Raw genomic sequence first — 13,002 nt, forward strand, 5'->3', positions numbered from 1 at the left:
TCATGTGGTTTATATCGTGTCAACAACTAATTTCAAGAAGTTGAATTTTTATACATTGACCAAATTGATATCATTTGCCACGGAAGTGCTTAACCGCTAAGCAGTTAACGAACGACTCCCTGAAGCAACTTAAATATAATATCATGTGATTTGTAACGTGTCAACAACTAATTATAAGAAGCTGAATATTTATACAAAATCAATTTGAAATCATTTTGAGTTGCAAACGTTGAAGACATGCTGTTTAACAGCCCTGTCACAACGACAAGATATATCTTATCAAGAATGACTATGCAGGTCAAGCATTTATTTCGATTACAGCAAAAAAATCTTAAAACACCATTCACCATCCCTATTTTCCGGCACTTTCAAGCCGCATTTCCATCGCAACTTTGACTGGTTTCGTATCAAACCCCTTTGAATACAAAAAAGATGCCGCAATTGCGACATCTTTTTTTAACCTTATTTGCTTGAGCTAGAACTCGAGCTTGAACTGCTGGATGACGATGAACTCGAAAGTTCGGGCGCATCCGTTTTATAGAGATCTTCCGTCGACTTACCCTTGTTCTTAGATAAGACACTGGTCTTCTTCTCTTCTTGAATCTCCTTGAGTGATTTCAAGGTCTTCGTGAGCTTATAGCTATAGTCGGACTTATTAACCTTCTTAAAGCCCTTTGGCGTATAGAAGCGGAGTAAGTCCCCCTGAATAACTCGGTCAGACAGTGAGAGTTCCGTGGTCACATGATTTTGCATCTGCTTAACGGTCTTCTTTTGGGCCGCAGTCATATTCTCGAGCTTTTCACCCTTCGAATTGTAGACCGTGCTCCCAATCTTCGTATACGTTGGTGAAACAAAGTCCCCATTCCGGAAAGCGACCGTTTGATTATGATCTTTCGAGAGTAAGTCGGTCCCAAATTGGATGTACCCCTTGTTCTTAATCCCGAGTAAATCAAACATCGTTGGCAAGGCATCGATTTCGCCACCATACGTATGGTTAACGCCACCCTTGATGCCCGGGGCATGAATCATGAATGGTACCTTTTGGAATTGCGCCAAGTCATACGTCGTTACAGACTTCTTACCCAGTAACTGTGCAATCGCGGCCCGGTGATTATTCGAAATCCCATAATGGTCCCCATACAAGACAATCATACTATTCTTATACAAGCCTGCCTTCTTCAAGTAAGTCAAGAATTCTGCAAAGGCTTGATCCAAATAGTGCGCCGTTTGGACGTAGCCATCGACGGTGGAATCACCCGTCGTGGTTTTATCGATGGATTGATTTTGTTTATCCAAAGTATATGGATAGTGATTGGTCAATGTAATCAACTTCGCATAGAACGGTTGTGGGAGTTGTTCCAAATACTTCACTGAGTCCTTAAAGAAGATCTTGTCTTTCAAACCATAACCAATGTTATAGTCAGACTTCTCCTTATAGTAGGCTGAGTAGAAGAAATAGTTATAGCCCCAGGACTTATAAGCATTGTCCCGATTCCAGAAACTCGCCACGTCGCCATGGAAGGCGGCCGTCGTATACCCCTTTTGGGATAAGATAGCGGGCGCCGCTTGGAACGTGTTCGAAGTCCCATATTGCGTCATCGCTGAGCCTGTTGGTAACCCGAACAACGAGTTTTCCATCATCATTTCAGCATCAGATGTTTTACCTTGCGCGACTTGGTGATAGAAGTTGTCGAAACTCAACGTGTTCTTATTATGGTAGAACTTGTTTAAGTTCGGCGTCACTTCTTTACCATCGACCTTATAATCGATTAAAAATTGTTGGAAACTTTCCAAGTGAATGACAAAGACATTCTTACCCTTGGCTTTACCGAAGTACTTAACGTTGTCGCCCGCTTGATTTTTCTTCAAGTAAGCGAGCACGCTCTTCATATCACTACTGCTAGCTTGTGCCCGCGTGGCACTCTCTTTTTCAGTCTGATAGAAGCTGTACCCCGCGTATGTGTTTAACCCTAAATACTTAACGATATAGTTGTTATCAAACGTCCGGGTCAATAAGTCAGAACGGTCATGCTCTGACATCCCTAAATCAACCGCGAACAACGCAACCCCAATCATCGTTAAAGTAGCCGCATACCGTAATTTAAATGGTCGTGGATCGATGCGAATGACCTTAAATGCTAACAACAAGATTAGCAGTACCACATCGGCATACACCAAGAAGTCGGTGGCATGAATAATCTGGGCCAAACTTGTGCCTAAATTATTACTAGCCGCCCCGGAACTCTTAATTACCCCGGCTGACATAAAGTCAGAGAACTCACGGTAATACAAGATATTGGCGAATAACCAAGTGGTTTGTAAGGCATCGATAATCATCAATAACCAATACTTCAACCGACCGCGGAAGTATAACGCAATCCCCAGCAACACAATCGCTGTTGGAAAAGGATTTAAAATCAGAATGAACTGTTGAACGGCCCCTTTGACCCCTAACGTGAATTCTGTTTTATACGCGATATACGTCTTTAGCCAAAATAAGACCACGGTTAGGGTGTAAAAGCCAAGTGTCGTGTTGACTTTCCCAACCGTGCTTTTGATAAATTTGGGCATTATATTTCTTCCTCCGTCATTGCTATTAACAAATCCATATTATAACGGTTGAGTGCAAGTTAGCAATATCTTGAAGATTTCTTCAACAATTCTTCAATATTCAACGCATAATATGGATCTGTCTATAAAATATATAATTGGCGGAAATAGTTTAGTTGTCGGTTAATAAATCGTATAATTCGATGGCAACTAAATCGATGTTGTCGAATTCAAACGTTTGATCTGGTTTGAATTCTTGCAACGTATACGTCGCAGTAGCTGGATCATAAGCCACTTGGCCGCGTTCCACGCCTTCCTTTTCAAAGCGTCGTGATTGGACTTCCGTTGCATCCGATGCACGCATTGCTTCGAGTCGTTTGAGAATTGCCGATAGTTCTGATTTTTCCATTATACTAATCTCGCTCCTTAAGTTTTGTTTTTATTCTAGCAAAAAATGGGACTAATAACACGTTTTTTAAGCAGAAAGTCCCATTTCAAAGCAAACTTTCACAATCATAATTATACCCCAACGCCACGCGTAGCCGGTCATAAGTTGTGATAAAATTAAAACAACTTATAAATTAAAGGAGTGCTGATTCATGACTTTATTTAGAGATGACCTTAATGATACCATTTCCCAGATTCAAGTTTCCACGATTCGCCAATTTGACGAAGAAGTGAGTGCGATTCCTGACATGGTCAAATTGACCTTAGGTGAACCCGACTTCAATACGCCACAACACGTCAAGGACGCCGCTAAAGACGCCATTGACAACAACTTCTCCCACTATACCGGGATGGCCGGTCTACTAGAACTCCGCCAAGCCGCCGCCAATTTTCAAGCGCAAAAATACGGCCTGCATTATGACGCTGACGACCAAGTATTAGTCACCGTTGGAGCAACCGAAGCCATTGCGACTGCATTAACGACCATCTGTAACCCGGGCGACGCGATTATCGTGCCTTCGCCCATCTTCCCAGCATACATTCCAATCATTCAAGAAGCCCGCGCCACGCCATTATTTATGGATACCGGCGTTAACGACTTCGTGATTACACCTGAGATGGTCGATAACTTTATCGCCGCCCATCCCGAAGCGAACTTCAAAGGGATTATTATGAACTATCCTAATAACCCAACTGGGGTGACTTATGTTGAAGATGAAATCAAGGCGCTAGCCGCTTGCTTCAAGCGTCACAACTTATGGGTCGTTTCTGATGAAGTGTACAGTGAGCTGACTTATGGCAGCACCCACGTTTCAATTGCCAAGTTCATTCCTGACGAAACTATCTTGATTAACGGTTTGTCGAAGTCACACGCTATGACTGGTTGGCGGATTGGGTTCTTATTCGCGTCGAAGGAAATGACCGCGCAAATGAAGAAAGTCCATCAATACTACGTCACCGCCGCGACCACCATCGCCCAAAAAGCTGGGATTGAAGCCTTGACCAATGGGATTGACGATGCCATTCCGATGCGCGAAGAATACCAAAAACGGCGTGATTTCGTCTATGCCACCATGGAAAAGCTCGGCTTTAAGATTGCGCGCCCAACTGGGGCCTTTTACATCTTCGGTAAGATTCCCGCCGGCTTCGAACAAAATTCAATGGCCTTTTGTAAAGATTTGGCCCGCAAAAACCAATTGGCGATTATTCCCGGTACCGGTTTTGGCGAGCAAGGTGAAGGCTACGTCCGCTTAAGCTACGCCGCCAGCATGGAAAAATTACAAAAAGCGATGGACCGCTTAACAGCTTACATCGAAAATCCTGACAACAAGCGCGGTTAGTTAAGGCCGCGGTTGGGTGTCTGTAATTCCATCGCCTCGGGACCGGTCCAAGCCTGAGGAACGTCTTGAACCTCACTTTTGACCCCACAGACCAAGTCTCAAAAGATGTCCGTGGTGTAAGCGGCTAAAAACAGCCACTAACACCGCCTGCCGGGCGGATTCCATTACGGACACCCAACCGCTAAACTCAACTTAATCGTGAAAAAACGTTCAGCTCATATTTTGAGCCGAACGTTTTTCATTACTGGCACTCTGCTTGAACTGGCCGTTATCACAGCTTAAATTGCCATTCCCCATCGTCGCAATACTCATCCATGAAGACTGAACCCGTTTGTGGTGACTTTATCAATCATGATGAATGTTACCACAAACGGGTTCTAAAACCGCATTTACCACATTAATACCACTACCACTCCTTCTTAACCAAGAATCGGTCTGAATAGATAGTACCGCCAAAATAGCACAGGAACCGCATATTTCCATTCAGGCGTCAATCTAGTTGTGGGTCAGTGGTAATGGAAGCTGCCGTGAAAGTGGCGTTAGCTCGACGATTTTTGTCGTGCTTACGCCACCGACATCTTTGAAGATTGGCGGGTTTTGCTAAGCTTCAAAGTGAGGTCCGAGACCGCTTTTTGGCTCGGACCGGTCGCCACGGCGGCTGGAATTACCACTGACACACAACGGCAACCTCACACCTAAATTGTATATAAAAAAGCTCGCTGCAGAGATGTTATCATTTCTGTAGCGGGCCTTTTTAGTTCGATGAAAATTAATCAACTAACGCAAAAGCTTTATCGAGTGCTTGGTTTTGAACTGAAACATGATTAGTCGTTGCCCAGGCAATGGGACCGAGCAACGTCATGGCATGCGGCGTCTGATAATCAATTGTCTTGACCGCGCCCGACTGGGGATCGGTCAACTTGACCTGTAAGACGGTGGTCTTAGCAGCCAAATAATTCGGCCGATTTTGATGTAACGGCCATACCGTGGTTTTAACTTGTTGCATCGGATGCGCTTTGTTTTCCCACATGGTGGTGCTTTGTTTGGCCACTAACTTAACATGCGTCTGGGTACCGGGAATCTGATAGTTAATCGTGCTGGGCATGACTTGATGATAGACTTCTTCGTCTTTGACCATTAGTCGCAAATCATTATTGGCCGTAAACTTCCAAGTGCCGCCAAGCGTCGTCGCAATCATTCGCCGACCATTTTGCTTGAAGGTTGCCACTAAACAGTCGCCCGCTTGGTCTGTATAACCCGTCTTGAGCCCATCAACAGGGACCCGGGAATCATAATACTTTTCACCTTTGAGAATCAGTACTGACGTGGGTACCGTATACTTATGAATCTTGACGGATTTTTGGTTCGAAACTTTGACAATATCGGGATACTCATTCACTAAATGGGCCGCAACCGTGGTAATGGCGCGCGCTGACACTAAATTTTGCGCTTTGGCACTCGTCCCTGCGATATCTAAATTGTACTTGGTCAAGTCGGAGTTATCGAGTCCCGACGCACTGACAAAATGAGCGGCTAGCCCCCATTTATCGGCTTGGGCATTCATCATTTTGATGAATTTGGGATTACTACCGGCGACATATTCGCCCAAAGCAATCGCACTACTATTCGATGACCCCACTAACGTCGCGGCAAACAGCTCCCGAACAGTGAACTGGTCACTGGCCGCCATGGGCATCGTCGACAAGGTCGAACTCGCCGCCATTTTGCGGACTTCCTTATTAATCGGAACCACATCATCCCATTTGATTTGATGCTGCTTAATGGCCGTTTCAACTAAATACAACGTCATTAATTTACTTAACGAGGCAATCGGTAATTCCTTGTCCGCATCTTGCGCATAGACCGCCTGACCGGTCTTGGCGTCCATAATATAAGCCGCCTTGACCTCATCAGCTTTATTTGTCGCGGCGCGCGCCGACGTACTAGCAACACTACTTAAACCCAACCCGATAACCACGACACTCAACATGAGTCGGTGGAACACAACCTTCAACCTAAACACTCCTTTAATCGACAAAAAGCGCCACATCGCTGCTAGCGCTTTTCAGAATCAGTGGCATCCGGAATAATTTCTTCGGCCTTTTCGGGACGTACGGCCATCGCAATCATTCCTAAGAATAACCCTAAATAATACGTGAAGATCCGCCAAATCAACATGGCTAAAATCAATTTACTGTGACTCGGAATGAACTTGGCAAATAAGGCCGTGAATCCGAATTCGGCGCCCCCCGCCCCACCAGGAATGGGGAATAACGACGTCACTAAGAAAATCAACACGTTCAAACTCGTGACCATCACAATATTGACATTGTCATAGCCCATCGCCCGCATGATAAAATACGGGATCAAGTAGTAAAACAATAACTGCAGGAAGGTGATGATGCAAACTTCGAGCAACATTCGCCAGTCCTTCGTCATCCGCACACTTTCTTCGTAAAATGAATCAATCTTTTCACTAATATTGTCTTCTAATTGTTGGAACCGGTCCGCTTTCATGAACCAGCTCACGGGAACTAACACGACTTTAACCGCTTTTTTCGTAAAGTTATACCAGTACATGACTAATAACAACCCAACGATGACGGCAAAGTGAATGAAAAAGCCAAAGAAGACGTATAACGATAAATAACTCAGCTTTTCCGCTAAGTAATGAAACCCAATTAACATCGCAAACAAGAAGTTTAAGACGACCATCGCTTGAAAGACGACGAACTTCATCAACGCGACCGAGCTGGCTCGCCCAGCATCGATGCCCGACTGCGCCATCACAAAGATTTGCGCGGGTTGGCCCCCGGATGAAAAGGGCGTGATGCCGTTAAACAACTGTTCTGCTAACGGGACGCGTAACGCACTTTTAAATGAGTAATGCCGATAACGGTGCCGGACAAATTTCTGTACCACGACCGCTTCTAACCCAAAATACAAGCCGATACAACCGAGGGCGACGAGTAGCCACCACCAGTTAAGTGTTGCAATATCGGTCATTAAACTGCTGATTTTGACATTGCGCAGCGAGTACCATGAGATCGCCACCCCCAAAATCACCATACCTAATAATGACCAGACGTTTTTTCTCGTCATGGCTTACCCCTCTTTTGCTTGTTGCAAGTAAAAATCATGCCAGATTTTAGCTAAGCGTTCCTCCGAGTAGTCCTTGGAAGCCAGCACGGCCTTATCATGCAAAAATTGCATTCCAGCCGGGTTGTCCCGTAAATGATCAATTTGTTTTTGCATATCGTCGACATCATCGGCGGCTTGATAGTAGCCGTCAATAATCGCGCGATATAAGTCTAAATCCCGCAACAAGACCGGTGTCCCACAGCTAAAGGCTTCGAGCACCGACATCGGGAACAATTCATTATAGGACGGCAACAAGAATAAGTCCGCCATATTATAGTAATCAACTAATTTTTCACGGTCCACAATTCCTGGAAACGACAAATTAGCCGGGGGATTGTCGACAACATCTTTTAAAGCTTGATAACCGTCCGTAATCCGACCAAACGAAAACCCGCCCGCCCAGACGAACTGAATATCCGGGTTGCGTTTCGCTAATTTAATAAAGTCTGGCACCCCTTTACGGTCTTGAATCTGACCCGTTCCTAAAATCATGAACTTGTCTTGATCATAACCGTATTGTTGCCGCAGCTTCAATTGTTTAGCCTTAGTCATCTCGTAAAATTCCCGCTTGCTGACGAAGTTCGGGATATACGTGACATCCGCGCGCTTAATGCCATAGGCTTCTAGCTTCGGAATAAACGTCGGATTAACGACCACGATATGGTCCATGCGTTTGTAAAATGAAATCAAGTAGCGGTTAAAAATCGCTTGCGCCGGTTTCGGTAACTTCAAACTACCTTCCAAGGTTTCGGGCAAAAAGTGGACATAACCAATCTTTCGACCGCGATTGGGCATAAACGTCGAGAGGTAGAACATCGGATTGACGGTATGATAATGCGATACCGCTGAGCGGCCATACCGATTGACCTTAATATTAAATTCGTCCTGCCAGTGCGTTTGTAAGAGCCGCATCAATTCCAAATACGCGCTCCCGACCCCTTGACCCTTAACTGAGTCGGCTTTCGAAAACATGGTGATGTTTAACATAATTCGTCCCCTTAGTTGCTAATGTTAGCTGACTTGTCCGAATCTTCTGAGTAAGCCAGTTGTACATCTTGATAGTAATTGACAATCTGCTTGCCAAAATATTCCGCGGAAATTTGATACAGTTTCTTTTGGCGTGGTTTAGGATCATCAAAAGCATGCGGATGTTCTAAGTAGCGCACCACATCACGCACGAGTGCCGTTTCACTCGTAAACGTCGTTCCTAATGACGGATCATCTAATAATTGGTCCGTATAGGGACTCGACGCCACGACGGTCTTCAAACCCGAGGCTAACGCTTCAATATACGTTAAGCCTTGTGACTCCGAGTTTGACGCCGACACGAACAAGTCGGCCATTTGATAATAGTTATACACTTCATCGTTATCAACTTCACCAGTAAATTGAACGTGCCCCGTCAAACCGGCATCCTTAACTTGATTTTCCAACGTCTCCCGCGCTGGTCCATCCCCAACAATGACTAACTGGGTCGTTGGTACTTGTTCAATAATCGCAGGTAACGCCGCAATCACTTCATGAATGTTTTTTTCGTAGGCTAACCGACTTAACGATAACAAGACCGGTGTATCGGCCTGATAACCAAGTTTTTGTCGATAATCATCGGTTGGCTTTTGTTCATATTGGTTAATATCAATCCCAGTTGGAATAATCCGAATCGGGACCTTAACCCCATAACCACGTAACGTTTGGTTGACGCGATCACTCGGCGCTACGATGCCATTCAAATGGTAACAATAAGCGCGCGTCGCTTCTTTAACATGGTATGGTTTCAGGAGCTTGCCATTTGCAATATAATGCAAATAATCTTCATACATTGTGTGATAAGTATGAATGCATGGAATTTTTAATTGTTTAGCGACAAATTTACCAATCATGCCCATCGAAAATTCGGTTTGCGTGTGCACAATATCGAGGCCTAAATCTTTAGCCACTTGATAAGCTTTAAATAAGCCGCGCACCGCAATCCGCCGTTCGGAAAAAGACACAAATGGGATACTTGTAAAACGGAAAATGTTCCGTTCATAAATATTCTTGTCGACTTGCGGGTCAGTCGTGGTAAAAATGTACACTTGATGCCCAGCCCGTTCAAGTTGATTGCGCAACACCTTGATTGACGTCGCGACCCCACTAACTTGTGGATAGTAGGTATCTGTAAATATCCCGATATTCACGTCGATTCTCCCCTTATCTCCGCTATCCGATGACAGCGTTGCTTCAATCAGTACTTAAGTCAATCTGATTGAGCGTTACGATTCAGTCTCAATGATTAATTATAACAATTATATTGGTTCGATATCCCAGTTGCAAATAATCTTAATATAAATTAAGAGTTCCCTGTGGATTCACCGCTTTTGAGAGCGGTTACTTGACAAAACACCACCTGGTTGATTTTCCCGAACGGATATTTTTGATGCTGGTAACGGTTGGCTGTCGGTGCACATCCGCTAGTAACTAACGGATTATCGCTAACAACGTTATTAACGAGTCAATTAACCCCCTATTATATCCATTATATGTAATTTTGGCGAAACTTGCCGGAACATTGATGACGTCAGGTAATCATCGGCGCGATTACGACTTCAAATACCATTAACTGCAAAATATCCAGACGCGCTGCGACCGGCATTCGTCGTCCTCAGCGCGTCTGGATATTTTAGATATGCCGTTTTGAAAAAATCAGCGCCCCCACGCCGATAGAAATAACCGTCCACATTAGGTTACCGCCGGCCAATTGTGCCAATGTCAAATGCGTAATTCCTTGATAATCCTGGTTAGCATACTGTTCTTGGAGACACATCATATTGAACGGATTCCACCTAAGCACCACTGCTAAGGCTTTAAACGTACTTAAAGCAAGGCTTGAGACGCCTTCGCCTAAAAAGCACACCGCCACCCCGACTGAAATGGCGATAGCGCTACTGTGTCCAACACTAGCTAACAAAAAGACCAGCCCAATAATCATCAAACTACCATAAAAATCCAGAAACGAATTAATCATCAGATTACTGAGTAAGGATAGTTGATGTTGGTAATTCGCGAACATATCAATTTTCGGATTGAAAATGGGCCGCAATCCCAACGTTACTAAAACTACTAGTACATGTAAGCACACGTCATAACCCAAGATCAGGCTAAACTTAGTCAAATAAACTTGCCACCGATTCTTCGCCTGTACTGCCAGCTGTTTGATAGTGCCATATTCAAACTCCATAGCAACACAACTCGCCGCGACCACAATTAGCACTAGCATCAGCCATTGAAACCCAACGTACGCAGAAACAATGTTAAAACGTTGATCGCTCAAGGTTGCTGACGTTGTGGTGACCGCAATCCCGGCCATTAATATGATTAAAAGTGCTATGGCCCACCACGTCCCACGCTTCGCCGCTAGTTTCAAACGCTCAATTCGTAAAATATTCATTGCCCGGCCCCCGAAACTTGGTCTAATTGCGTCAATAAAATCGTTTCTAAATCGACCGCTGGCTCATTGATGCGCGTGATTTGAATATTTTGCGCGATTAGACCAGCCATCAATTGATTTAGCTTGTCGGGAGCAGCCACGGTAATCACGTCATTTTGTAAAGCACACCCATAGTGATGTTGCTGCAACCAAACCAGCGCGTGCGCATTATCGGTCGTTTGCAGCAGTAGTCGCTGGTGATAACTGGCACGTAACTGTTGCATCGGGGTCTGCAAAATCACCCGACCGTGGTCAATCACCAACACGTCATCAATCACCTTTTCTAGCTCGCTTAAAATATGACTGGAAATAAAAAAAGTCATCCCCGTTTGCGCCAGCTCCCTAATAGTTTGGCGCAGTCTTTTAACGGCTTGCGGGTCCAAGCCATTCATCGGCTCGTCTAAAACGACTAGTTTGGGTTGCCGAACTAACGCCATCGCAATGCCGAGTTGCTGTCGCATGCCTAACGAGTAATGCTTAGCGTTTTGATGAATGTAGGCAGCCATTTGCAAGGTTTCAACGATCCATTGCAGTTGTGTCACATCCTTGGTGATGAGCTGCAACTGTTGCCAGCCCGTTAGAAACGGATAAATCGCGGGATGCTCAATCAACGCGCCCACATTTTCCGCTAATACCGCATGATGTAATTGTGTGACCCGTTCATTGGCAATCGCCACCGTTCCGCGGCGCACCCGATTCAAGCCCAGCATGGCTTTCATAATTGTCGTTTTTCCAGCACCGTTGGCACCAATTAGTCCCATCACTTGGCCCGCCTTAATTGAAAAATTAACATCCTTTAAAACGGCCCGGCGACCATAATATTGTGTCAATCCGTGTACGACAACTAAATCTGGTTTTGCAATCTTCAATCTTGACATCCCCTATCTAATTTCAGCATACACGCTTAACCATGACCAAAACCGGTTGCTAGCAATTATAGCTTGTCAATTCGCGACGCCAAGCCTATGCTAGAGAAGCTAGCAATCCGATTACGGCAACGAAAGCGAGGGGAACTGTGATGGCGACCATCACCTTAGGCACCAACCTAAAACAACTGCGACAACAACAACATTTAACGCAAACCACACTTGCTGAGCAACTGCATGTCTCGCGACAGACCATTTCAAGTTGGGAAAACGATCGTAACCAACCCGATTTAGCAACTTTGCAAACCTTAGCAACTTTTTATCATCGTTCTTTAGATGAACTCTTAACCGGGGGCACACCGGCGACGCCAACTTTTGAACCAACCATCAATCGTTGGGCCGTCTTAGTTTTAGCGATTTTAGCCGTCGAACGCATCACCCAATTATCGCCGGCATCCGGTCGGCTTTGGATGGACTTCATGATGGCTTCCCTACTATTGATAATGGCTGGCATCACTGGGGCTCGACGACATCACCTGATCCACACTAACATGCTTACCGTGCTAATTTACGCCGCCTGGGGCACTTTGGCGTTCGTTAGTGGCACCTTCAACTGGGCAAATATGGGCTTTGGCTTCATGACAACTTGCCAAATCAGTGGTCTCATTATCTTAATCAAAACCAGTTTGAGCTATCGACAATACCGTCGAATACGTTAAGTTCTAAAAAAGCATGTCGCCTAACGCAAGATCAATTGACCTTGCGTTAGGCGACATGCTTTTTTATACCGGGGCTTTTATCCAAATACACTAAGCTGAACGTTTACATATCTCACACCGAGCTTAGTGTCGCGGAACAATTTAATTCAATAAGATGACACGAACCCCAAAGCCAACTACTATCCAAGCCGAGTGCGGCCAGCCCGATGCGCCGTGTCGCTATCAGCGGCTGGTGAGTTGTCCAGCTGCTGATAGGGGTCGTCTTTTTAGACCGACGCCGGGTTATGGTCGGGCTAAAAAGCGCCCGCAAGCCCGCCGTTTGGCTTGAGGTCTGCCCCACGGCGCATCGGGCTGGCCGCATTCGGCGATAACACGAACACGACACACTGAATAACCGGTTGAAAACATTTTTCAGTCTAAAGGTAGATTGTAAAATTAATCCGAACGCTGTTCGGACAAAAAAGATCAGCTTC

At 45.1% G+C, this 13,002-nt stretch carries 10 protein-coding genes; 2 read left to right on the top strand and 8 right to left on the bottom strand.

Annotation, left to right across the window (positions count from 1 at the left end):
- Nucleotides 1-462: 462 nt before the first annotated feature.
- Together DY78_RS01740 and DY78_RS01745 are read right to left on the bottom strand one after the other, a co-directional pair.
- Nucleotides 463-2,571 carry an LTA synthase family protein gene (locus tag DY78_RS01740; RefSeq protein ID WP_033613769.1) on the bottom strand — a complete coding sequence of 703 codons (2,109 nt, stop codon included), beginning with the start codon at nt 2,569-2,571 and terminating at the stop codon, nt 463-465.
- A gap of 151 nt (nt 2,572-2,722) precedes the next feature.
- Nucleotides 2,723-2,959, bottom strand: a complete 237-nt coding sequence (locus tag DY78_RS01745; RefSeq protein WP_024624309.1) for a YkuJ family protein — start codon at nt 2,957-2,959, stop codon at nt 2,723-2,725.
- A 190-nt stretch (nt 2,960-3,149) separates the two neighbouring features.
- Between DY78_RS01745 and DY78_RS01750 the strand changes: the two genes are divergently transcribed.
- Nucleotides 3,150-4,337: a pyridoxal phosphate-dependent aminotransferase gene (locus DY78_RS01750; RefSeq protein ID WP_024624310.1), complete on the top strand. Its 1,188-nt coding sequence runs from the start codon at nt 3,150-3,152 to the stop codon at nt 4,335-4,337.
- Between the two features lie 769 nt (nt 4,338-5,106).
- Here the strand turns inward: DY78_RS01750 and DY78_RS01755 are convergent.
- The 6 genes from DY78_RS01755 to DY78_RS01780 form a co-directional block, all read right to left on the bottom strand.
- Complete coding sequence (locus tag DY78_RS01755) at nt 5,107-6,342, bottom strand: D-alanyl-D-alanine carboxypeptidase family protein (protein ID WP_235810626.1); 1,236 nt, start codon at nt 6,340-6,342, stop codon at nt 5,107-5,109.
- A gap of 50 nt (nt 6,343-6,392) precedes the next feature.
- The gene (locus tag DY78_RS01760; RefSeq protein ID WP_024624312.1) at nt 6,393-7,439 is read right to left on the bottom strand and encodes a lysylphosphatidylglycerol synthase transmembrane domain-containing protein; all 1,047 of its coding nucleotides are present in this window, start codon (nt 7,437-7,439) and stop codon (nt 6,393-6,395) included.
- A 3-nt stretch (nt 7,440-7,442) separates the two neighbouring features.
- Entirely contained in the window at nt 7,443-8,465 is a 1,023-nt protein-coding gene (locus DY78_RS01765; protein WP_024624313.1) for a glycosyltransferase family 4 protein, read from the bottom strand.
- An 11-nt stretch (nt 8,466-8,476) separates the two neighbouring features.
- Nucleotides 8,477-9,655 carry a glycosyltransferase family 4 protein gene (locus DY78_RS01770; RefSeq protein ID WP_024624314.1) on the bottom strand — a complete coding sequence of 393 codons (1,179 nt, stop codon included), beginning with the start codon at nt 9,653-9,655 and terminating at the stop codon, nt 8,477-8,479.
- 482 nt (nt 9,656-10,137) lie between these two features.
- Nucleotides 10,138-10,905 carry an ABC transporter permease gene (locus tag DY78_RS01775; protein ID WP_024624315.1) on the bottom strand — a complete coding sequence of 256 codons (768 nt, stop codon included), beginning with the start codon at nt 10,903-10,905 and terminating at the stop codon, nt 10,138-10,140.
- Nucleotides 10,902-11,813: an ABC transporter ATP-binding protein gene (locus DY78_RS01780; RefSeq protein WP_051385201.1), complete on the bottom strand. Its 912-nt coding sequence runs from the start codon at nt 11,811-11,813 to the stop codon at nt 10,902-10,904. The genes DY78_RS01775 and DY78_RS01780 overlap by 4 nt, the downstream gene beginning before the upstream one ends.
- 149 nt (nt 11,814-11,962) lie before the next feature.
- Here DY78_RS01780 and DY78_RS01785 point away from each other — a divergent pair, with 149 nt between their 5' ends.
- Entirely contained in the window at nt 11,963-12,529 is a 567-nt protein-coding gene (locus DY78_RS01785; RefSeq protein WP_024624317.1) for a helix-turn-helix domain-containing protein, read from the top strand.
- Nucleotides 12,530-13,002 lie beyond the last annotated feature (473 nt).

Source organism: Lactiplantibacillus fabifermentans DSM 21115 (assembly GCF_000498955.2).
GTDB lineage: Bacteria > Bacillota > Bacilli > Lactobacillales > Lactobacillaceae > Lactiplantibacillus > Lactiplantibacillus fabifermentans.

Coding starts and splice junctions, on each gene's coding strand:
- DY78_RS01740 (WP_033613769.1), bottom strand. CDS start 2,571: ATGCCCAAATTTATCAAAAGCACGGTTGGGAAAGTCAACACGACACTT.
- DY78_RS01760 (WP_024624312.1), bottom strand. CDS start 7,439: ATGACGAGAAAAAACGTCTGGTCATTATTAGGTATGGTGATTTTGGGG.
- DY78_RS01775 (WP_024624315.1), bottom strand. CDS start 10,905: ATGAATATTTTACGAATTGAGCGTTTGAAACTAGCGGCGAAGCGTGGG.
- DY78_RS01745 (WP_024624309.1), bottom strand. CDS start 2,959: ATGGAAAAATCAGAACTATCGGCAATTCTCAAACGACTCGAAGCAATG.
- DY78_RS01765 (WP_024624313.1), bottom strand. CDS start 8,465: ATGTTAAACATCACCATGTTTTCGAAAGCCGACTCAGTTAAGGGTCAA.
- DY78_RS01785 (WP_024624317.1), top strand. CDS start 11,963: ATGGCGACCATCACCTTAGGCACCAACCTAAAACAACTGCGACAACAA.
- DY78_RS01750 (WP_024624310.1), top strand. CDS start 3,150: ATGACTTTATTTAGAGATGACCTTAATGATACCATTTCCCAGATTCAA.